At 64.1% G+C, this 22,237-nt stretch carries 18 protein-coding genes and 1 pseudogene; 4 read left to right on the plus strand and 15 right to left on the minus strand.

Annotated features, from left to right (window positions below):
- Positions 1 to 9: 9 nt before the first annotated feature.
- Together AO684_RS12050 and AO684_RS12055 are read left to right on the plus strand one after the other, a co-directional pair.
- Positions 10 to 276 (plus strand): (2Fe-2S)-binding protein, encoded by a 267-nt coding sequence (locus tag AO684_RS12050; protein WP_200907806.1) that lies wholly within the window; start codon positions 10 to 12, stop codon positions 274 to 276.
- Complete coding sequence (locus AO684_RS12055) at positions 273 to 1,748, plus strand: NAD(P)/FAD-dependent oxidoreductase (RefSeq protein WP_200907807.1); 1,476 nt, start codon at positions 273 to 275, stop codon at positions 1,746 to 1,748. Before AO684_RS12050 ends, AO684_RS12055 begins: the two co-directional genes overlap by 4 nt.
- Here the strand turns inward: AO684_RS12055 and AO684_RS12060 are convergent.
- Genes AO684_RS12060 through AO684_RS22590 form a run of 6 tightly spaced genes read right to left on the minus strand, consistent with a single transcriptional unit; the run spans position 1,727 to position 9,542 of the window.
- A complete protein-coding gene (locus AO684_RS12060) occupies positions 1,727 to 2,407 on the minus strand; it encodes a response regulator (protein ID WP_054302988.1) in 681 nt (226 codons plus the stop codon). The genes AO684_RS12055 and AO684_RS12060 overlap by 22 nt on opposite strands.
- Positions 2,404 to 5,082 (minus strand): sensor histidine kinase KdpD, encoded by a 2,679-nt coding sequence (locus AO684_RS12065; protein WP_054302989.1) that lies wholly within the window; start codon positions 5,080 to 5,082, stop codon positions 2,404 to 2,406. Before AO684_RS12065 ends, AO684_RS12060 begins: the two co-directional genes overlap by 4 nt.
- Positions 5,083 to 5,092: 10 nt before the next feature.
- Entirely contained in the window at positions 5,093 to 5,671 is a 579-nt protein-coding gene (gene kdpC / locus AO684_RS12070) for a potassium-transporting ATPase subunit KdpC (protein WP_054302990.1), read from the minus strand.
- A 13-nt stretch (positions 5,672 to 5,684) separates the two neighbouring features.
- On the minus strand, positions 5,685 to 7,706 hold the full coding sequence (kdpB, locus tag AO684_RS12075) for a potassium-transporting ATPase subunit KdpB (RefSeq protein WP_054302991.1): 2,022 nt from the start codon (positions 7,704 to 7,706) through the stop codon (positions 5,685 to 5,687).
- A gap of 53 nt (positions 7,707 to 7,759) precedes the next feature.
- Positions 7,760 to 9,445 carry a potassium-transporting ATPase subunit KdpA gene (gene kdpA / locus AO684_RS12080; protein ID WP_054302992.1) on the minus strand — a complete coding sequence of 562 codons (1,686 nt, stop codon included), beginning with the start codon at positions 9,443 to 9,445 and terminating at the stop codon, positions 7,760 to 7,762.
- A gap of 10 nt (positions 9,446 to 9,455) precedes the next feature.
- Entirely contained in the window at positions 9,456 to 9,542 is an 87-nt protein-coding gene (locus AO684_RS22590; RefSeq protein WP_082400935.1) for a potassium-transporting ATPase subunit F, read from the minus strand.
- Positions 9,543 to 9,819: 277 nt separating this feature from the next.
- Here AO684_RS22590 and AO684_RS22500 point away from each other — a divergent pair, with 277 nt between their 5' ends.
- Positions 9,820 to 9,948: a hypothetical protein gene (locus tag AO684_RS22500; protein ID WP_255349799.1), complete on the plus strand. Its 129-nt coding sequence runs from the start codon at positions 9,820 to 9,822 to the stop codon at positions 9,946 to 9,948.
- Between the two features lie 70 nt (positions 9,949 to 10,018).
- On the opposite strand, the gene AO684_RS12085 is transcribed toward AO684_RS22500, so the two are convergent.
- The 8 genes and pseudogenes from AO684_RS12085 to AO684_RS12120 form a co-directional block, all read right to left on the minus strand.
- A complete protein-coding gene (locus tag AO684_RS12085) occupies positions 10,019 to 10,432 on the minus strand; it encodes a hypothetical protein (RefSeq protein WP_054302993.1) in 414 nt (137 codons plus the stop codon).
- Complete coding sequence (locus AO684_RS12090) at positions 10,429 to 10,632, minus strand: hypothetical protein (protein WP_054302994.1); 204 nt, start codon at positions 10,630 to 10,632, stop codon at positions 10,429 to 10,431. The genes AO684_RS12085 and AO684_RS12090 overlap by 4 nt, the downstream gene beginning before the upstream one ends.
- A gap of 117 nt (positions 10,633 to 10,749) precedes the next feature.
- Positions 10,750 to 12,168: an aldehyde dehydrogenase family protein gene (locus AO684_RS12095; protein ID WP_200907808.1), complete on the minus strand. Its 1,419-nt coding sequence runs from the start codon at positions 12,166 to 12,168 to the stop codon at positions 10,750 to 10,752.
- A pseudogene (locus AO684_RS22595) lies at positions 12,165 to 13,111 on the minus strand (homoserine dehydrogenase). Before AO684_RS22595 ends, AO684_RS12095 begins: the two are co-directional and overlap by 4 nt.
- A 426-nt stretch (positions 13,112 to 13,537) precedes the next feature.
- Positions 13,538 to 15,040 carry an NCS1 family transporter gene (locus AO684_RS12105; RefSeq protein WP_054303049.1) on the minus strand — a complete coding sequence of 501 codons (1,503 nt, stop codon included), beginning with the start codon at positions 15,038 to 15,040 and terminating at the stop codon, positions 13,538 to 13,540.
- Positions 15,041 to 15,153: 113 nt separating this feature from the next.
- On the minus strand, positions 15,154 to 16,941 hold the full coding sequence (locus AO684_RS12110; protein WP_054302995.1) for a hydantoinase B/oxoprolinase family protein: 1,788 nt from the start codon (positions 16,939 to 16,941) through the stop codon (positions 15,154 to 15,156).
- A 12-nt stretch (positions 16,942 to 16,953) separates the two neighbouring features.
- Positions 16,954 to 19,032: a hydantoinase/oxoprolinase family protein gene (locus AO684_RS12115; protein WP_054302996.1), complete on the minus strand. Its 2,079-nt coding sequence runs from the start codon at positions 19,030 to 19,032 to the stop codon at positions 16,954 to 16,956.
- A gap of 74 nt (positions 19,033 to 19,106) precedes the next feature.
- A complete protein-coding gene (locus AO684_RS12120; protein WP_054302997.1) occupies positions 19,107 to 19,829 on the minus strand; it encodes an isochorismatase family protein in 723 nt (240 codons plus the stop codon).
- 203 nt (positions 19,830 to 20,032) lie between these two features.
- Here AO684_RS12120 and AO684_RS12125 point away from each other — a divergent pair, with 203 nt between their 5' ends.
- Positions 20,033 to 20,941, plus strand: a complete 909-nt coding sequence (locus AO684_RS12125) for a LysR family transcriptional regulator (protein ID WP_054302998.1) — start codon at positions 20,033 to 20,035, stop codon at positions 20,939 to 20,941.
- Between the two features lie 131 nt (positions 20,942 to 21,072).
- Here the strand turns inward: AO684_RS12125 and AO684_RS12130 are convergent, their stop codons facing one another.
- Positions 21,073 to 22,236 (minus strand): dihydrolipoamide acetyltransferase family protein, encoded by a 1,164-nt coding sequence (locus AO684_RS12130; protein ID WP_054302999.1) that lies wholly within the window; start codon positions 22,234 to 22,236, stop codon positions 21,073 to 21,075.
- Between the last annotated feature and the right edge of the window lies 1 nt (position 22,237).

Below are 22,237 nucleotides of genomic sequence, written 5' to 3' on the forward strand. Positions count from 1 at the left end.
GCAAGGCGCATGACGGCGACCAGAGGCCCGGCTGTTACTTTCCACTTCGAGGGGCAGCCGGTGACGGGCTACTGCGGCGAAACGCTGGCAACGGCCCTTCTGGCTGCGCAGGTATCCGCTTTTGGGCTGACGCGCGAAGGAACTCCACGCCTGCCCTTCTGCAACATGGGCACCTGCTTTGACTGTGTTGTCACCGTCGATGGACAGAGGCTGGTGCGGGCCTGCCTGACAGAGGCGCGCGACGGTCTTTGTGTCACCCGACACGAGACGACATGATGATGGATCTCGCGGTCATAGGCGCAGGCCCTGCCGGCATGGCCGCCGCCATCGCGGTGGCGGATGCCGGTTTTTCGGTACTGGTGGTCGACGAACAGGCGCGGGCAGGCGGGCAGATCTTTCGTCGCCCACCGCAGGAATGGGGCCAGCGGCACGGTAATTACCGCCCCTATTCCTGGGCCAAAGACCTGATCGAACGTTTCGAAGACCATCCGGGCATCACGACCGCCTTTCGAAGCACCGCCTTTGGGGTCTTGCGCGACCCCGACGACCGCGCCCCGCTGCGGCTTGCCCTGCAAACACCCGAAGGCGGGCGCCTTGTTGTGGCCCGCCGTCTGCTGATCGCAACCGGAGCGCATGACATGCCGGTCGCCTTCCCCGGCTGGACACTTCCGGGCGTGATGACGGCAGGGGCGGTACAGTCGCTTTTGAAAAGTCAGAAACTGCTGATGGGGCGCCGCCTTGTTCTCGCGGGGTCGCATCCGATCCTTCTGATCCTCGCCGAACAGTTGCTGGAGGCCCGCGCCGATATCGTCGAAATCGCCCTTGCCCGCGGCATGCCGAATTTTGCCGAGATGATCGGCACGGTCCCTGCCCTTCCCGGCCATGTCACCTTGTTTGCCGATGCGTTCCGGGCGATGGGCAAGATCATTGCACGGGGGATACCCGTCACGCGCCGGACCATAATCGACGGGGTCGAAGGCACGACAGAGGTGACCGGGGTCCGGCTGGCGGAGGTCGATGAAGGCTGGATGCGCACGGGGAAGCCGCGACATGTCGCCGCCGACCTTCTGGTGCTGGGCTATGGCTTCAACCCCTCGACCGAACTTGCGCGTCAGGCGGGTTGCAGGATGCAATGGGCCTCGGATCTCGGTGGCTGGGTAGTGGCCCATGACCAGACGTTCCAGACTTCGGTCGAAGGCGTCTTTGTCGCCGGAGAGCCGACCGGGATCGCCGGGGCCGAACGGTCCCGGGCCGAGGGGCAGATGGCCGGTCTGGGCATCGCCGCATCGCTTGGGGTTGCGGCAGATCCGACGCAGCGCAGGCGGGCGGGCCGCATTCTGGCACGGGCGGGCCGGTTTTCCCGCGTGATCCAGACCATGTTCGAACCGAAACGCGAGGCACTGGCACGGCTGTCAGGGGCTGAGGACGTGATCGTTTGCCGCTGCGAGCTGATCCGCAGCGGTACGCTGGATGCAGCGCTGCGCAAGAACCCCTTCCTGTCCACCGCAAGCGCGGTGAAACTTGAATGCCGCACGGGTATGGGACCCTGTCAGGGCCGATATTGCGAAGGGACGGTGGCTGCTCGTCTGGCCACCACACGCGGCGCAACCATCCCGGAGTCCGGCTTCTTCAATGCGAACTTCCCTGTGAAACCCGTTCCTCTCCAATCCCTGTGCGATCTGGAAAGATCACAAGAGGAGCACATCACGGCCACCACTCCCGCGACCTACCCCGCCGCCAGCCGATAGCCTACGCCCGGCTCGGTGAAGATCCACCGCGGATCGGCGGCATCGTCGCCCAGCTTGACGCGCAACTGGCGGATGTAGACCCGCAGATACTGGCTGTCCCCGGCATGCGCAGGCCCCCAGATCGCCCGGAGGATCATGTCCTGCGTGACCAGCCGCCCTGCATGACTGGCAAGAAGCCACAGGAGGTCGAATTCCTTGCGGGTCAGGCGCAGATCCTCGCCGGAAAGGCTGGCGCGATGGTCTGCGGCGTCAATTTCCAGCGGGCCGAGCGTCAGGAACGCGCTGCCGCCCTCGACCGCGCGGTCGCGCAGCAGGCCGCGCAGCCGCGCCAGCAATTCGCCTGTTGAAAATGGTTTGGTGACGTAATCTTGCGCGCCGGCATCCAGTGCGGCGATCTTGCCCGCCTCGTCGCTGCGCACCGACAGCAGAAGAACCGGCATCTGCGTCCACTCCCGCACGCCGCGCAGCACGCTGATCCCGTCAGCATCCGGCAGACCGAGGTCAAGGATCATCGCGGCCGGAGCTTCTTTCGCGGCCAGGGCCAGCCCCTCGTGCGCCGTTGCCGCTTCGGACACCAGATGCCCCTCGGCCTCCAGCGCGATACGCAGGAAACGGCGGATCGGAGCCTCGTCCTCGACGATCAGGATGCGGGCGGTCATGCGGATACCTCGGGATTCCAGAGCGGCAGATCAAGCGTGATCCGCGTGCCATGCCCGTCAGGATGAACGGCTTCGGCCCGGATACGCCCGCCATGGGCTTCGACGATCCCCTTGCAGATGGCAAGGCCCAGCCCGGTGCCGGATTGCCCGCCATCGCCCTGATCGGCGCGCCAGAACATGTCGAACACCTGTGTTTCGGCGCCCGGAGGCAGGCCGGGTCCGTCATCCTCGATCACCAGCACGGCGCGGCCACGCTCGGTCCGGGCCGACATGCGGATCGGGCTGCGGGACCCGGCATATTTGCGCGCATTGTCGAGAATATTGACCAGAACCTGTTCGATCAGCACCGGGTCCACCTCGGCCGGGGCCATGTCAGCGGGGATCGCCACCTCAACAGGCTGATCACGCAGCGCACCTCGCAGTCGATGGCGGGCTGCACCGGCAAGTTCACGCAGATCGACCGTGGTGGTGCGCGGCTTCAGCGCGCCGTGACCCAGCCGGGTCATATCCAGCAGGTTCTGGATATAGCGGTCCAGCCGTTCACCCTCTTCGCGAATGGTATCGACCAACTGGGCGCGGCCATCGGGCGCCAGCCCGGCCTGACCCAGCCCCTCGGCTGCGCCGAGGATCGACACCAGCGGCGTGCGCAGATCGTGGCTGACCGAGGAAAGCAGCGCGACGCGCAGGCGCTCTGTCTCGCTCAGCACCCGGCTTTGCGCCAGATCATCGGCCAGCCGCACCCGCTCCAGCGCCAGCGCGACCTGATCGGCCAGCGCCTCGACCAGATGCCGGTCGCCCGGGGCGGGTTCACGCCCGTCGGCATAAGTCAGCCCCAGCACACCGATACGTCGCTCTGCCGCCGAAAGCGGCAGGAACAGCCAGCGCGAGGCAGGCAAGGTGCCCGATCCCCGCCCCGCCGGTTCACCCTTGTCATATGCGTAACGCGCAGCCGAAGTTTCGCGCGGCTCCATCCGGTCTTCGGGCGGGAAGGCACCGACAACGGCCAGTTGCCCCGCATCATCGGGCAGCAGCAGGATGGTTTCGCATTCCAGCACGGCAGCGACATGGCTGACCGCTGCCCAGACCACATCATCGACCGAAGCCGCCGCCGCCGCGCGGCGCGAGAAATCGTAAAGCTTGCGGGTGCGGTCAGAAATCGCCCGTTGCAGGATGGCCCGGTCCCGCAGCCGGGCCGCCAGATTGCCGGTCAGGATCGAGGCCGCCAGGAACAGCAGCAGCGTCAGGAACTGGCCCTGGCTCCAGATCCTCAGCGAGAAGCGCGGCTCCGTGAAAAGAACATTGTAGACCAGAAAACTGAGCACGGCCGCCGCGACAGAGGGCCAGCGCCCAAGCCGGGCTGCGACAGCGACGACCATGGTCATATACAGCAGTGACAGGCTGAAAACCGGGATAAAGCGGTCGGCCAGAACCGCAAGCAGCGTGGTTGCCGCCACCGCCCCGGCCACCAGCGCGAAGTTGCGCCCGGCATCGGGCAAAGAAGGGCTCGCCGCGCGTGGGGTCCGGCGGCCGGGGCTATCCTCGTCGGTCACCAGCGTAAGCTCGAACCGGGTCGCACCGCGCAGAAGACCCGCCACCACCTGTTCCTGCGGACGGGGCATCAGGCGGCGGGCCAGAAACCCGCGGACGGGCGGACGCGGAACCACGATCCGGCGGACATTGTGGCGGCGGGCAAAATCCAGCAACTCTGCCTCTGCCGCGCCGTCGGCCTGCAGAACAGTCACCTCGGCGCCCAGCCGTTCGGCAAGCCGCAGGGCGGGGCTGGTGCTGTCTTCGGCGCGGGCCTCGGCGCGCAGGCTGGTCAGGGCGACGGCCAGCCACTCCACCCGCGCCCGATCGGCCGAACGTTTGGCGATCCGAACCGCGTCGCGCCCGATCGAACCTTCCGGCAGCACGACGAGAATGCGCTCCTGCGTGGGCCACGGCCCCTCGATCGCATGGACGGCCATATGCTCCTGCAACTGGGCATCGACCCGGTCGGCTGCCGTCCGCATCGCCAGTTCGCGCAGCGCCGTCAGATTGCCCTTGGCGAAGAAATTCGCCACAGCCCGCGCGGCCTGATCCTGAACATAGACCTTCCCCGCGCGCAGGCGGGAAATCAGCTCGTCCGGCGAAAGATCGATCAGCGCGATTTCATCGGCGGATTCCAGCACCGAATCCGGCACTGTCTCGCGCACGCGTACCCCGGTGATCCGGGCCACGGTGTCATTGAGTGTCTCGACATGCTGCACGTTCAGGGTAGTATAGACATCGATCCCCGCCGCCAGCACATCCTCGACATCCTGCCAGCGCTTGTCATGCTGCCCGCCGGACAGGTTGGAATGCGCCAGCTCGTCGATCAGCGCCAGATCAGGCCGCTGTGCGATCAGCGCCTCAGTGTCCATTTCCTGAAGGATGCGGCCATTGTGATAGACCGGACGGCGGGGCAGCACGTCCAGCCCGCGCAACATCGCCTCTGTCTCGGCCCGGCCATGGGTCTCGACCACGCCGACCAGCACTTTGGTGCCCTCGGCCGCACGGCTGCGCGCGGCCTGAAGCATGGCATAGGTCTTGCCGACCCCGGGCGCCGCACCCAGAAAGACCTTGAGATGCCCCCGGCCTTCGCGGCGGGCGGCGGGCAGAAGGGCCTCTGGCGTGGGGCGGGCGGGGTCGGGCAAGGCGCGCTCCTCAGTTCGTGCCAGCAGGCGGCAGCGGCAGGGCGGCGTCAAGAGCCAGATTGAGCCGCAGCACATGCACACGCGGCTGGCCGTAAAGCCCCAGCCAGGGCGCCTCGGTCGCGGCCGTGATCAGCGCCAGCACATCGGCCACCGGCACGCCCCGCGCGGCGGCGATCCGGGCCGCCTGCCCCTGCGCATTTTCCGGCGACACATGCGGATCAAGCCCCGAGCCAGAGGCTGTCACCGCATCAACCGGCGGCGATACACCGTTTTCCGCCTGCCATGCCGCACGCCGCGCGCCAATCGCGTCGCGCAAACCGGCCGAGGCAGGACCAAGGTTCGATGCACCCGAAGGCATGGCCCCGTAATCGCTGGCCGACGGACGGGGGTGTAGGTACTCAGGCCGCGCGAAGGCCTGCCCGACCAGATCAGACCCGACAGGCAGACCATCGCGGAACACGAGACTGCCGCTTGCGGCACCGGGCGCGACAAGCCGCGCAATCCCGGTCATGGCCAGCGGATAGGCCAGCCCGGTCAGCAGGGTCATGGCCAGCAGCAGGACGAAAGCAGGGCGAAGTTGGGTCAGCATGACAAATCTCCGTTCAGGCCAGACCGAGGGCGGACACGGCCATGTCGATGGCCTTGATCCCCAGAAAGGGCACGATCAGACCGCCGAGGCCGTAGATCGTCAGGTTCCGGCGCAACAGCGCCGCCGCACTGCCGGGCGCATATTTCACCCCGCGCAGCGCGAGGGGGATCAGCGCCACGATGATCAGCGCATTAAAGATCACCGCCGCCAGAATGGCGCTTTGCGGGCTGGACAGACCCATAACGTTCAGCACACCCAGCCCCGGATAGGCGGCGACAAAGATCGCCGGCAGGATGGCGAAATATTTGGCGACATCATTGGCGATACTGAAGGTGGTCAGCGCGCCCCGGCTGATCAGCAGTTGCTTGCCCACCAGCACCACCTCGATCAGTTTGGTCGGATCACTGTCAAGGTCGATCAGGTTCGCCGCCTCCTTCGCGGCTGGTGTGCCCGAGTTCATCGCAACACCCACATCGGCCTGCGCAAGCGCGGGCGCATCGTTCGAACCGTCGCCACACATTGCCACCAGCCGCCCGCCCGCCTGTTCCCGGCGGATATAGTCCAGCTTCATCTCGGGCGTGGCCTCGGCCAGAAAATCATCTACCCCGGCCTCGGCGGCGATGGCAGCGGCAGTCAGGGGGTTGTCGCCGGTAATCATCACCGTGCGGATCCCCATAGCACGCAGTTCGGCGAACCGTTCGCGCACGCCGGGTTTCACCACGTCCTTCAGATGGATGGCACCCAGAAGCCGGTCGCCCTCGGCCACCAGCAAGGGTGTCCCGCCGGAGCGCGCGATTTCATCGACCCGCGCCCTCAGCGCTGCATCCAGCCGGTGCCCGACAAACCGCTCGACGGCATCCACGGCACCCTTGCGCAGTGTTCGACCCGGCAGATCAACACCAGAAAGCCGTGTCTCGGCGCTGAACAGGACCGGCTGTCCCCCGGCCTCCGCAGCGGCCAGTTCCGGCTGCATCCGGCGTGCGAGGTCGACGATGCTTTTGCCCTCGGGCGTCTCATCCGCCAGCGATGCCAGACAGGCTGCGTGCACCAGATCCCACTCCGCCACGCCCTGTGCGGGAAGGAAGGCATCAGCCATGCGGTTGCCGAAGGTGATCGTGCCTGTCTTGTCCAGCAACAGCGTATCCACATCGCCCGCCGCCTCGACCGCGCGCCCGGATTTCGCGATGACATTGGCGCGCACCAGACGGTCCATCCCCGCGATGCCGATGGCTGACAAAAGCCCGCCGATCGTCGTCGGGATCAGGGTCACGAAAAGAGCGGCCAGCGTAACCACCGGGATCACGATGCCCGAGTAGCGTGCGAAAGGGTCCAGCGTCACGGTGACGATGAGAAAGATCAGTGTCAGCCCGCACAGCAGGATGTTCAGGGCGATCTCGTTCGGCGTCTTCTGACGTTCTGCACCCTCGACCATCGCGATCATCCGGTCCAGAAAGCTTTTGCCCGGTTCTGCCACGATGCGCAGGATCAGGCTATCAGACACGATCCTTGTGCCGCCGGTGACCGAGGAGCGGTCGCCCCCGCTCTCACGGATCACCGGGGCGCTTTCGCCGGTGATGGCGCTTTCATCGACCGAGGCAACGCCCCGGATCACCTCGGCATCGGTGGGGATCAGGTCGCCCGCATCGACGCGAACAAGCTGTCCCGCGCGCAAAGTGGCCGATGGCACAAGGCTTGGCTCAGGGCTATCCTCGCTGGCCAGCAGTTTCACCATGGTTTCGGCCTTGGTGGCCCGCAGGCTGTCGGCGCGTGCCTTGCCGCGCCCTTCGGCCAGGGCTTCGGCAAAATTGGCGAAGATCACGCAGACCCAGAGCCAGAAGGCGATTTGCAGCGTGACACCCCAACCGGGCGCGCCGGTCATCAGGTCACGCAGCGCAAGAATTGTGGTCAGCGCCGCAGTAACAGCGGTCACGCAGATCACCGCATTGCGGATCAGGGCGCGGGGGTGAAGCTTGACAAACGCGGTCTTCAGCGCCGCCGGATACAGCCCGGACCGGGCGGTGGACGGGATGGACATGGGATTGAATCCTGTCAGGGGAAAAGGCGGCCGCGTCCCGGCCGCCCGGAATGTCAGTCGCTTTGGCCAGCAGTCAGCGCGGCCTGTTCGGCGATGGGACCAAGCGCCAGAACCGGAAAGAAAGTCAGGGCGCCCAGCACCAGCACAGTCAGCACCAGCAGCAGGACAAACAGCGGCCCATGCGTTGGGAAGGTGCCTGCCGTCACCGGAGCGCGGGATTTCGCGACCAGCGATCCGGCGATGGCCAGCATCGGCAGGATGATCGCATAGCGCCCCATCAGCATGAGAAGACCAAGCGCCGTCGTTTGCCAGGGCGTTGCCGCGCCAAACCCGGCGAAGGCCGAACCGTTGTTCCCCACGGCCGAGGAATATGCGTAGAGGATCTCGCTCAGGCCATGCGGACCCGCTTCTTGCAGCGAGACAAGCGCGGCGGGGACCGTAGCCGAAAGCGCCGCCCCGCCCAGGATGCCCAGCGGCATCGACAGAAAGGCGAGCATGGCCAGCGTGACCTCGCGCCCCTCGATCTTGCGACCCAGATATTCCGGCGTACGTCCCACCATCAGGCCCGCCAGAAACACAGCCAGCACGACGTAAAGCAACATACCGTAAAGCCCTGCCCCCACGCCGCCAAAAATCACCTCGCCCACCTGCATGTTGACCAGTTGCACCAGCCCCGACAGCGGCATGAAACTGTCATGCATTGCATTGACGGACCCGTTCGAGGCGGCGGTGGTCGCAGCCGCCCAGAGGGCCGAGAGGCCCGCACCAAAGCGCAGTTCCTTGCCTTCCATGTTCGGCCCAGCGTTCAGCACGGGATTTCCTGCCGTCTCGGCCCACCAGATGATCAGAAGCCCGGCAACGAACATGAGGCCCATAGCCGCGAAGATCGCCCGGCCCTGCCGCCGATCCGCCGCCATGCGCCCGAACAGGAAGCAGAAGGCGACCGGGATCAGCAGGATCGAAAAGCATTGCAGCATGTTCGACAGGATCGTGGGATTCTCGAACGGATGGGCGGAGTTCACACCGAAGAAACCGCCGCCATTCGTGCCCAGTTGCTTGATTGCAACCTGCGCCGCCACCGGCCCTCGCGGGAGTATCTGCCCGGCGCCCTCCAGCGTGGTGACATGGGCAGCCCCCTGTAAAGTCTGCGGCACGCCTTGCAGCACCAGCGCAAATCCGAGGATCGCGGCCAGCGGCAAAAGCACATAAAGCACCGACCGCGTCATGTCGGCCCAGAAATTGCCCAGCCCCGCACCTTTCGGCCCGGTAAAGCCCCGGATGACCGCCACACCCACCGCCATGCCAGTCGCGGCAGACACGAAGTTCTGCACCGTCAGCCCGGCCATCTGCGACAGATAGCTCAGCTGTGTCTCGCCGGAATAAGCCTGCCAGTTGGTGTTGGTGACGAAGCTGATCGCGGTATTGAAGGCCAGATCCGGGGGCATGCCGGAGATGGCGGCAGGGTTCAGCGGCAGCACGCCCTGCAGGCGCAGGATCGCGTAAAGCGCAAGAAACCCGAGGCCGTTGAACGCCAGAACCGCCAGCGCATAAGCCTTCCAGCCCTGCGCATTGTCGGGCCGGATGCCCGCCAGCCGGTAGAACCTCTGTTCCACCGGCGCCAGAACCGGCGACATCAGGTTGCGGCGCCCGGCAAAGACGCCGGACATATGCGCGGCCAGCGCCCAGCCCGCCGCAGTCAGAACCGCGCAAAACAGGGTATATCCAAGAAGATCCTGCATGATGCCCCCGTCAGAACCGGCCGGGGCGGATCAGCGCCAGCACCAGAAAGCCGAAGACCCCAACAGCGGCTGCGAGGCCAAGGATGATGTCAAACATGGATACCCCCTCAGATCCGCGCGATCAGAAAGGTGAGGCCGGAGAAGGCGGCAAACCCGCCAAGCCCCAGCGCAAGATAAATCAGGTCAGCCATTGCAGCTCTCCCCCAAGGGTTTACTGGCAGAGCTTCCTACGCCGGCCCGCAAAGGGGCTATTCGGAAGTGTCGGGTGCAGCGTAAAGAACGCGTGAATCCGGCCAGCGCAGGCGGCTCATATACAACAGGTAAACACGCTGCTTCCGCCCTCCATTGTTGCCGCCTTGCCGACCGGAGTTCCTTTGCAATTCGGCGCGTTTGGCGGCACCAGCGTCGAACCAGCCCTGATCGGCAGCTATCTGTTGATGATGGCGCTCGTCGGCTCGCATGCCTTCAACGTTGCGCCCGTTATCGCATCCGTCGTTCCGTGAGGCGCGCATCTTTTCCGTTCGCGGATGGCCAGCCGGATCGAAACCTGCTTCGTCGCTTCCTCAAGCGCCATCAAAGAATGGTCGCCTCCCCACCGCTGCGCTGCATCTCCTCCGAGATGAGTTCGGCCAGCGGCATCAGGGCATAATCCTTGAAGGCCAGCGTCGGGCCATGAAACAGCTCCAGCGCATGACAACGCTCGGTCAGCGCCGTCACCGGCGGCGCCCCGGCTGTGGAAAAGCGCGCATAGGCACGGGCAATCGCTGCCCGTGTCGCGGACCCGGCTTCAGGCCGGTCGTCAAACAGTGCGATCAGCGCCGCCACCAGATCGGCAAAGGGCAGCGCCCCCAGGGCCAGCGCGCACTGAAGGTCCGGGGCGGGAAAGTTTTGCGGCATGTAAAGCCCGCCATCCGGTGCCGTGCCCCGCGTCAACAAGGCCCGCAGCGGGACGGGTGCCGCGTGGCCGCGCGTGCTTGTAAAGATCATAGCTTCTCCTTCCCGGCGACAAGGGTCATCCCCTGCCCGCGATCGCGTAAAAACAACAGAAAGTCCGGCGATGCTTCCCCTACAGGCACGGGCGAGTGCAGATCACAGGCGCGTGCCTGAAACGGACCAGCACCATCCAGCTCACGGGCAATCCGTTCGGCCTGACCCGCCTCTCCGATGATTTCAAGCAAGACCGGCATCGGGATATCCCTTCCTTTCCGGCAGAATACCGGCCCCACCCGCCGAAAATCTGCAATCTTTTAGCCAGTTCCGGGCTTTTCCCGCGCAGATGCGACAACCTGCGCGGCGATGCGGTGTCACCCCCGATTCAGGCAGATGGCGCGCGGCTGGGTCATCTCCTCATAGGCAAACCGCACTCCTTCGCGCCCCAGACTGCCATATTTGAACCCGCCAAACGGCATGGCATCAAAACGGTAATCCGAACTGTCGTTGATCATCACACCGCCAGCCTCGATCCGTTCGGCTGCCGCCAGTGCGGTTTCAAGGCTCGCAGTGAAAATCCCCGCATGCAGGCTGAACGGGATCGCATTGGCGCGGGCAATCGCCTCCTCGAAATTATCGAACGGCTCCAGCATCACGACCGGCGCAAAGGCCTCTTCCTGCCACAGCGCCGCCGCATGCGGCACACCTTCCAGCACGGTCGGGGCATGCAGCGCGCCCTGCCGCTGGTGCCCGCACAGGACTGTCGCCCCAAGTGCCACCGCTGCCTCTGTCCGCGCGGCGATCAGACCTGCCGCCGCCTCCGAGATCATCGGCCCCATATCGCTGTCCTCTGCCATCGGATCGCCTGTCACCAGCGCCCGTGTGGCCGTGACAAAGCGATCCCGGAAGGCCTCATAGACCGGGCGGGCGATCAGCCGCCGCTGCGCGCCGATGCAATTCTGCCCTGCCGCCCAGAACGCCCCCGACACACAACCCGCCACCGCCTTGTCCAGATCGGCATCGGCCATCACGATCACAGGGGCATTGCCCCCAAGGTCCATCGCCAACTTTTTCAGCCCCGCCGCCGCTGCAATCGCCCCGCCGGTGCGGAAGCCGCCGGTAAAGCTGATCATCCGCACATCGCGGGCCGACACCAGCGCCCGGCCCAGCTCGGCCCCGCCGATCATCGGCGTCACCACCACCTCCGGCAAACCGGCTGCAACCAACGCATCCACCAGCGCCAGTGCCGACAGCGGCGCGAGCTCCGACGGTTTCAACAGAACCGCGTTGCCTCCGGCAATGGCCGGGCCAAGCTTATGCGCCACAAGGTTGAGCGGATCGTTGAAGGGCGTGATGGCCGCAATCATTCCCAGGGGCTCACGCGTGAACCAGCCCTGACGGCTTTCCGACCCCGGAAAGGCATCAAAGGGGATCACCTCGCCACCCCCGCGACGCGCCTCATCCGCCGACAGGCGCAACGTGTTCACACAGCGCGCCACTTCCTTACGGGCCTGCCGGATGGTCTTGCCCGCCTCCAGCACGATGCGCCGGGCAAAGATTTCGGCGTCAGCGGCGATCTGCGCCGCCGCCCTGTCCAGAATGGCGGCGCGGGCATGGCGGGGCAAGGCCCGCGCCACCCCGGCCCCGATCCGCGCCCGCGCCAGCAAGGCCGGCAGATCGGCGACCTGGGTTTCAGGAACATCCGCCAGCCAGGCTCCATCAAAGGGAGAGCGGACTGCAATGATCGGGGTGAGAGTCATCTCGCGCGGGGTGAGCGGGGCTTGCAGCGTCATTCTGCGGCCTCGCAGCATTTGACGGCAACCCCGTCGCGATGCAGCGCGATGATATCCGACAGGATCGCATAGGCGGTTTCCACCCGTCCGGCGCCCGGACCCGAGATCGTCACATCCCCCAGAAGATCGGTGGTAAAGGTCACCGCATTCACTGCGCCGCTGATCCCCGCCAGTGGATGCGACAGCGGCAGGCATTCCGCCTGCACCTGCGCCGTTACCTGACCATCCGCCTGCCGCATGGCAGAGCCGATAAGTTTCCAGCGCCGCCCCTGCGCCGCCGCCTCGGCCAGATGCGCAGGCGTAATGGCAGTGATCCCGGAACACTCTACCTGAGCAGGCAGAAGATCAGCCCCCAGCAGCTCATTTGCCAGGATCACGACCTTAAGCCGCACATCATGGCCCTCCACATCCGCCGTCGGGTCGGCCTCGGCATAGCCTGTGCCTCGTGCAGCGCTGCCGCGAAATTCAGCCCCGCCTCCATCCGGCCCAGAATGAAATTGGAGGTGCCATTCAGCACGCCCTTGAATCCGGTGATCTGTGATCCCGCCAAAGCCTCACGCGCAAGGCGCAGCACCGGCGTGCCGCTCATCACGCTGCCTTCGCATTCGAACCGCAGGCCAAGACGGTTGGCCTGTTCCGTCAGCGCGCGGGCTGCCAGCGCCACCGGCCCCTTGTTGGTGGTGACGACATGGCGCCCTGCCGCCACCGCCGCGCGGCAATGCGAGATGGCAGGCTCCCCCGTCTGCGCATCGGTGAAAGTGGCCTCGACCACGATATCGGCCGGGGCGTCACGCGCCACGATCAGACTGCGCGGATCGGCACTGCCCCCCGAAAGAGCCGCAAAGCCACCCGGCTCGAACCGGGTCCGGGTCAGAACCCGCGGGTCAATGCCACCCGGCGCAATGATCGAGCCCAGTGTCAGATCGCTGACCCCGACGATCATCAGCCGAAAGCCAAGCTCGCGCTGCCAGACATCGTTCCGGGTGACGATCAGTTCGGCCAAAGCGCGGTTCACGCCGCCAAACCCGATCAGAGAAATGCTGTAGGTGGTGGCTGTCACGATGTCGCTCCCTGCTGTGCATGCCTGAACCAAGGCTGGCCTGCTGCCACCGCTTCCACCACCTGGCAGTCACACCAAACTGCGGCGCATTTTGCGCAGCCGATGCGCAGAAAGCGCAGCGGTGACGGATCGCCCTGCCGATTCATCCAGTTCCATCGCATCTTCCCGCCGGCTCTGTCCGGCCCTTCGCATGCCAGATGTCTCCGGGGCTTTCGACAGAACTGCCCTGAATTGTCTGCCAAAAAAACCGGCTCGCGCGCGGCGAGCCGGAGTTTGGGCGCCCTCCGGGGAGGGAGGCAGCGCCGATAATCAGAGATCTTCCCGCGCCGGCAGTTCATGCCCGGCATCGCAGTCCACACGGGCAAAGGCCCCAAAGCCGGTATGGACCCAGTCTTTGCCCACAGATGCTGCAAGGAACTCATCGCCGTTGCCGCGACCCAGTTCGGCCTGCGGATGGTTCGGCAGTACCAGCGCCTTCATCAGCAAGAGGTAGGCTATAAAGCCTGCCGGAAAGCCGATGACGAAGGCGTATTGTGACCACCAGGCCGCAAGGCCGCCTGCAATGAACCACGCCAGCAGGCCCGCAATGTTGAAGCCCCCCGTGTAACGGTACTGTCCGTTTGAGTTGAACAGATCCGGCACGTTCAGCTTGCGACCCCGAAGCGCGTAATAATCCGCCACCATGATGCCGCCAATGGCCGACAGGAAGGCGCCATAGTAGCCGAGGAAGACAAAGAGATTGCCCAGAATTTCCCACGGGAAGCAAAGTGTACCGACAACACCTGCCAGCGCCACGCCAGTCTTGTAGGTGATGGCACGCGGCGCAAGGTTGATGAAGGTCAGCGCAGCGGGGATCAGGTTGGCAGAGTTGTTGGTAGACCACTGCGCCAGAACGACCAGAGCCAGCAGGATCACCAGCGCCATGCCCTGCGCATCGCCCTGAATCACCTCGACGGGGTTCCAGTTGCCGGTTGCGATGAACGACACCGCCCCGATCCCCGCAATCATCGCCTGCGTTACCGGCAGCGCCAGAAGCTGCGCCGCAAAGATGTTGCGGTTGCGGGCGAAGAAGCCGCGCTGACGTGTCCCGGTTTTCACAAAGCGCGTCAGGTTGGGAATATCGATGGCCAGAGTAGACCAGAAGCCCATGTTCGCAATGAACAATACCAGCAGCGACATCTGCCCTTCGGCGCGGAAGGTCCAGATATTCAGCCCGTTGGTCCGGGCAAGCCCTTCCAGCGAGAAATACATCCACACCGAAATCGCGATGATCGCAGGTGCTGCCAGGGAGGCGAGGCGCTCCACCGACTTCATTCCCAGCATGGTGTTGCCGATCTGGACAAGGCCGAACACCAGATACCAGACGAACCAGTTGGAAAAGCCCAGGAAATATTCTCCGATCCCGTTCAGCGCCAGCGCCCCCAGATAGGTCTGGATACCGAACCACATCGCGGCAACCAGCCCGCGTGACACCGCCGGAAGATGTGTGCCGTGGATACCGAAGGGCGCGCGCAGATACACGGCGAAGGACAGGCCGTGTTCAGTGCCGATATCCGCGGTCAGGATCATGAAAGCGCCTATGGCAAGGTTCGCGGCAAAGATAGTCAGGATCACCGTGGTCAGCGAAAATCCCCCGGCAACGCCGCTCGCGCCCAGCGAATAGGTGGCGATGATCACAGCGATGCCGACCCAGATCCACGCATAGCCCAGCATCCCGATGGGCCTCTGACAGGCCCTTGTGGGCAGGATACTTTCCTCGATAAGCGCGGTTCGGTCAGATGACTGCGCGCCCGTGTTGTCTGTCGTTGTCATAGTCACGTTTTCCCTGTTGTCGGGATGAGTGTTTTCTTCGTGCGCCACCTTCACGCGGGCCCGTGTCATCCCTGGATGAGAGAAGGGGCCGCATGCGGCGGCCCCTTTCGCTGTCAGCTGACTTTCTGCATGGCGGCACGGCGCTTTTCAGTCGCGGCCATGTCCACCGTTTCGGCGTCAATGTCGAGGATGACCCCATATACCTCGCGCGCATCGGCGACGGTGCAGAACCCGTCCAGCACGTCTTCCAGCACCTTTACGGGCGGACGGTTCAGCGGATCGCCGTACCCGCCGCCGTTCGGGCTGTAGTAGGTCATCACATCATTGGCCTCGACAGCCAGACCCGAGAACTTCGACGGCATCTCGCGCAGGTCTCCGGGGCGGTTCGGGTTGGTGATGGTGCAGCGGCCCACCGTTCCGTCCCGCCCGCCAAAGATGCCCCATGGCGCATCCGTGTGCCGTTCGGATTCGTGGGTGATGAAGGCGGTCGTCAGCACCCGCTGTGCCTTGACCACCCCGATACCGCCACGGAACTCGCCAGCGCCGGGCGGCTGGTCGTCGCGCAATTCATAGCGGTCGCAGATCATGGGAATATGCATCGCAAGATCTTCAAGCGGGTTGTTACGCGTATTGGCCATCAGGTTGTCAATGCTGTCAGGTCCATCCGAACGGGGACGCCCGCCATAGGCGCCTTCGTTGACCTCAAGAAACACCCAGTATTCACCGGACGGCCGCACGCCCGAATAGGCCGCGAAGCTGATCGAGGCCGAAGACCCTGCAATCACTTTTTCCGGCATCACAGGGGCCAGCGCGCGGATAATCAGGTCGATCATGCGGTTGCACTGGGTAAAGCGTGCCTCCGCGCTGGCGGGGGCACGGGGGTTGAAGATCGACCCCAGAGGCGCTGTCACCCTGATCGGGCGGAAAGACCCTTCATTCGACGGGACACGCACATCCGAGGTGGCGGCATCCAGCAGGAGCTTGCGAAACCCTGCATAAGCCGCGACCTTGGTCGACCCCTCGAAGGGCACGTTATAGGCGGTCGGCGTCTGATCGGCGGAACCCGTCAGATCCACCTCCACCTCATCCCCCCGCACGCGGACAGTGACCTTGACCTTCAGCTGCCTGTCGCGGTTGCGCCCGTCATCGTCCAGCCAGCCTTCGGCGGTATAGTCGCCATCGGGAATTTCGCTGATGCGCTGTCGCGTCATGCGTTCGGCATAATCCATCAACTGGTTCGCCGCACCGAAGACCGTTGCCTCACCATATTTGTCGAGCAGCTCGACAAACCGCTTCGCCCCCAGCCGGGCCGAAGCAATCTGCGCTTCGATATCCGCCACGAGCTGCTGTGCGGCGCGGCTGTTGCGGCGGATGTAGTTCCACATCGCGTTGTTGGGTTCACCCTTGCGGTAGAGTTTGGTCCCCGCGAAAAGCATACCTTCGGCATAGACGTCGGGCACATCGATGATCAGGCCCGGCGTCGCGGCGCCGATATCGACATGGTGCGCCGTGTTGCCCGCGAACCCCACCAGCCGTCCCTGATAGAAAACAGGCACCACGATGGCGAGGTCGGGCGTATGACTGGACCCGAAATAGGGGTGGTTATGAACGACCACATCCCCCTCGTACCATGTGTCATCCTCCAGCGTTTCGGCGATGCCCCGCAGATAGCCGGGGATCGACCCGATATGCATGGGCGTCGATTCCGACTCGCACAGCGTGTTGAAGTTCACATCAAACAGACCCGCACCAAGATCCTGGCTTTCTCGGATGATCGAGGAAAAGGACATGCGATAGAGGACGTGCCCCATCTCTTCCGCAATGGTTTCAAAGCTGCCGCGGATCACCTGCAGCGTGATCGGATCGACGGTGATGACATCAGGATTGGTCATGACATTCATGGGCGTGTCTCCTTACGCGCCGATCAGGCGGATGCGCGTGTTCCCGTAATCCAGCGTCTCAGCCACATAGCCGGGCGGGACGAGGGTCGTCGCGTTGTGCTGGTGCAAGAGCGCCGGTCCCGGAACGCGGTCACCCGCCAGAAGCCTCGTGCGGTCATAACGCGGGGTTTCCAGCGTCCGGCCATCATCAAAGGTCGTCGGGCGCACGAACATCAGCGCACGGTCGATTCCGGAGCCGTCGGTCCGAGGGATTGCCGGGATCTCGATCCTGCGGACCGCAGCGGACCCGATGGCCCGAAGCGTGATCAGTTCCACTTCGGCCTTGCGGTAGCTGTAGCCATAATCCTGCTGATGCTGGTCGTGGAAGCTGTCGGTGATGACATGCACATTCTGCCGGACAACCGGCCCTTCGGGCATCACCGCGCGCAATTCGAAACCCTGCCCATGATAGCGGCATTCCGCAATCACGGTGATGGTCTGCTGGTCGCGTGGAATGCCGTCATTGTCCAGTTCTGCCTGAACCCGGTCCCGCAGGGAGGCGACGGCAGCATTGATGCGCACAAATTCCGCCTCTCCCGCCTTCAGCAATTCGACGATCACCGCTTCGGTGTGTTCATATTGCAGATCGGTCTTCAACAGCCCGACCGCGGCGGTGATGCCAGGCGCGACAGGCACGATCACGTCCTTGCAGGACATCGCCTCGGCCAGCGCGACACCATGCAGCGGACCCGCCCCGCCAAACGGCATGATCGAGAATTCGCGCGGGTCGATGCCCCGGGCGACCGAGTTTGACCGGATCGCCAGCGCCATGTTGTTGTTGATGATACGGATGATTCCCAGCGCCGCCTCCTTGACCGTCATGCCCAGCGGAACGGCAATCTTTTCCTCTATCGCTTTGTGAGACAGGCTTGCATCCAGCTTCAGATCGCCCCCCAGCGCCATATCTGGGTCCAGCCGTCCCAGCACGATCTGTGCATCGGTCACAGTGGGTTCGGTGCCGCCTCGGCCATAGCAGGCAGGCCCCGGTTCCGATCCGGCCGAACGCGGGCCGACATGGAAAGCCCCCGCCTCATCGATATAGGCAACCGATCCGCCGCCCGCACCGATGGTGACAAGGTCAATCATCGGCGTCAGCACGGGATGGCCTGACACATAGGTGTCGCGCGGGTTCATGATCTTCACCGCGCCCGCAGGAATGGTGGAAATATCTGCCGAGGTTCCGCCGATATCGACGGTAATGATGTTGGCTTCACCCGCCATCGCGCCTTCGGAAGCGCCGCCGATAACCCCGCCCGCCGGGCCGGACATCAGGATGCGAATGGGCCGCCTCGCGCAGGATTCGACCGTGGAAACACCTCCATTCGACTGCATGATCCGAAGCTTGGATTTCACCCCCGCCTCGCGCAGCCGCGAGTCGAGGTCACGCAGGTAGAAGGCGGTCTTGGGTCCGACATAGGAATTCATCGCGGCGGTCGAGAAACGTTCATACTCCCGCATCACCTTGGCAACCTCGGACGACAGGGTGACATAGGCGTCGGGCATCTCTTCCAGCACGATTTCCCTGGCCCGTACCTCATGCGCGTCGTTCAGGAAGGCGAACATGAAGCCGATGACGACCGAATTGATCCCGCGCTTCCTGAACACCGCGCAGGCATCGCGCACGGCCCGTTCGTCAAGAGGGGTCGCGATCTCGCCCGTGGGGGGCAGGATACGCTCGGCCACCGGAATCCGGTTGCGCCGCTTGACCAGGGGCTGACTTTGCCACGGCACATCGAAATGGAGAGAGAAGTTATAGGGCCGTTTGTGCCGCCCGATGTGCAGGATGTCGCGAAACCCTTCGGTCGTGATCATCCCGCATTCGGCACCGTTATGTTCGATCGTGATATTCGTCGCGGTGGTGGTGCCATGGACGATGGTTTCCACCTCGGCCGGATCAATGCCCGCTTTGCGGCAGATGCCCTGCACGCCTTCGACCACGCCTATGGACTGGTTCTTCAGGGTCGTGGGAATCTTGTGGTAGAATACGCCCTTCGCGCATTCCAGCACGAGGTCGGTGTTCGTTCCGCCGACGTCGACGCCAATTCTGGCCATTTCAGCTCTCCTGTCGTTCGCTCGCCTCTTTCGGGCGAATGGCAAATGCCGGGCCTTCCGGCCCGGCATGACGATCACTCGGCAGCGACCCTCTGCGCAGCGAGGCTGTCGATATAGGCCACGCATTCATCGACGGTGTGGACGTCACCGAACTTGGCGTCGATATCGAACAGATTCCACGCCACCGCGCCCGGTACGCGGTCACCGATGGCTTCCTTGACCGCGATGGTGCGGAAGCCGTCCGCAATGCCGTCGCAGATGGTCTGACGCACACAGGCGCAGGCCGTCACGCCGGTCACGAGGATCGTATCCACATTGTTCGCCCGAAGGATACCCGCCAGTTCTGTGCCATGGAAGGACGAGGCGCGTTTCTTCAGCAGGGTATATTCGCCATCGACCGGCGCAATGCGGCTGTCGATCGCCCACAGATCCTTGTTCTTCAGATCCACCACATCGACAGGGATCTTGTTGTGCCACAGGCCCATGTCGGTGAAATCGGCTTTGCGGTCGGTGATTTCGTAGGCCGTGGTCACATGCACGACCGGCAGCTGCGCGGCGCGGAAGGCCTTGAGCAGTTTCTGCATGCCGGGGATGATCTCGTTATCCATCTTCTCCTGATCGCAGGTGAAGGGATTGCCGGGACGGGTCCAGGCGTTGGCGAGGTCGACGCTCACCAGTGCAGGACGCCTGCCAAAGCCCACGCGGCGCTGGAAGCCACGCTGCTGATACAGCTTGCTGGCCGTGTCGAAAGCCTGCTGCAACAGCCGGTCCAGTTCCTTTGCGTCAACATCGCTCATTCTAGTCTCCTGTCATCCTCTGATGCCGATCACGCACAAGCGCAATCGAATGTTCCGAGCTGCCGACGACCTTGGGGAGCTTGGGTTCGGCGGCCCTAAAACAGAATTTGGCAGGCAGATTGACGGCTGTGAAATGACGCTTCATCCTTTATTGATGCATCATTTGCATCACTCAAATCACCGCGACGAACGGGACCAATCGCATGAAGACACTGCCTGGCCTTGAAAACATCCAGACATTTCTTGCCCTTGCACAGGACCTGAATTTCCGGCGTACGGCAGAGCGGCTGAACCTTGACCAATCGGCCCTCAGCCGCCGCATTCAGAAGCTGGAACAAAGCCTCGGCTTCCGCCTGCTGGACCGGACGACACGGGAAGTCTCGCTGACGCAGGCGGGCCAGAGATTCTTCACCGACAACTCCGAATTGCTGCGCGGCTATGATGAAGCCATTCAGGCTGCCCGGCGCCTCGCAGAAGGCAAGTCCGGGCTTTTGCGTATCGCCTACATGGCATTCGCCGCGACCGAGTTGATGCCCTCGGCCGTCCTGCGCTTCAGGCGGGCGCATCCCTATATTGATGTCCGGCTGGAATACATCCGCACGCAGGGCCAGAAGATCGCCCTTGCAAACGGAGAGGTGGATGTCGGCTATATGATCGGTCCCTTCGATCACCCGGATTTCCACGCGCTTCAGCTGACGTCCGAACCGCTCTATGTCGTAACTCCCCGCAACCATCCGCTTCTGTTACGCCCCAAAATCGTCCCTTCAGATTTCGCTGACCAGCCGGTCATCCTGGGCAACATGCGGGAATGGGAAGAATACCGCTGGCGCCTGAACGATCTGTTTTCGGCCGAGGGCATTGCTTTGAACGTGGCGCTTGAAGCGTCAAATACCCTGGCTCTCAACGGCCTGGTGGCTGCCGGGCTTGGTATAACAATCTATCCCGAAAGCCTGATCGGGTTTCTCGGCCGCGCCGTAGAAGTCCGGCAAATCATGCATCCGTCGTTCCGCAGCCGGACGGTGCTGGTCTGGAAACGTGCAAACAAGTCGCCTCAGGTGCAAGCCTTCGTTCAGGTGGCAAGGCAGATCGGGATACAATCTGCTTCGCCGTAAAGCCGCAGTCACCCGACGCAGATCGTCGGGCACCGCATCCCGCGATATGACGGGACTGTCATCCAGGGTACTTTGGCCGGGAAAATCGGCACCGCGCCTGTCGTCGACCCTCTTACGCACCGCTCCTGCGCTCAGCCGCGCCAGTTTTCCAGCGCGTCCACAAAACGTGTCAGCCAGGCATTCGTCTGATGCCCGTCGAGCACCCGATGGTCGATGGTCAGCGAGACATAGGCCATCGGGCGGATCTGGATGGTGTCGATCCCACCAACTTCGCGTACGACAACACGCTTTTCCAGCTTGCCAATCCCAAGGATGGCAGACTGTTGCTGGTGAATGAGGATTGGCGCGGCGAGCAGCGAACCTGAGACCCCGTGGTTCGAGATGGTGAATGTTCCGCCCCGCATATCCTCGGGGGTCAGCCTGCCCTCACGCGCGCGGCCGGTCAGATCCTGAAGCTGTGCGGCCACCCCCTGAAGCGAAAGATCCTGTACCCGGCGCAGCACCGGCACCACCAGTCCGCGGTCGCCCAGGGCTGTGCCGACACCGATATTGATGTCGCTGAACAGCTCCAGATGGCTGTCATGCCAGCGGCTGTTGACCTGAGGTACGGATTGCATCGCCTGTGCCGCCGCCAGAACGATATAGGCAGTGTAAGACAGCGCGATGCCCTGCGCCTCGAACGCTTTCCGGTGGGCGGTGCGATGGGCCATGATCGCGCTGAAATCCGCCTCGAACACCGCTGTCACCTGCGGCGCCTCGCTGACCGATTTCTGCATGTTGCGGGCAATGGCCAGCCGCATGGTATCATGCGGCACGCTTTGGCCCTGCAATCCCGGCGCGGGTTTCGGCCGGGGTGCCGGTGAGGCGACAACGGGTGCGCTGGCTGCCGCCCGGTCCACATCGGCCCGCGTCAGCCTGCCGCCCCGGCCCGAGCCGGTGATCGCCGCCGGGTCCAGCCCGGTTTCGGCCAGCGCTTTGCGCACCGCAGGCGAATGCCAGCCCGACATATCCGGCTGATCCGGCGCCGCCTGCGGTTGCGGCGACGCCACTTCGACCCGAGCGTCAGCGGTATCTATCCGCGCCAGCACCATACCCGGAGTCGCCTGACTGCCTGCCGAGACCAGAATTTCCGCCAGCCGTCCGGCCACGGGTGCGGGCACCTCGACCGAAACCTTGTCGGTTTCCAGCTCAACCAGCGGATCGTTCAGCGCGACCTGATCGCCCACTGCCTTCAGCCAATTGGAAATCACCGCCTCAGTGCCTTCCTGCTCCAGCGGGACAAGAACATCGATCATG

It is taken from the genome of Gemmobacter sp. LW-1 (genome assembly GCF_001303875.1).
GTDB classification, from domain to species: domain Bacteria; phylum Pseudomonadota; class Alphaproteobacteria; order Rhodobacterales; family Rhodobacteraceae; genus Gemmobacter; species Gemmobacter caeni.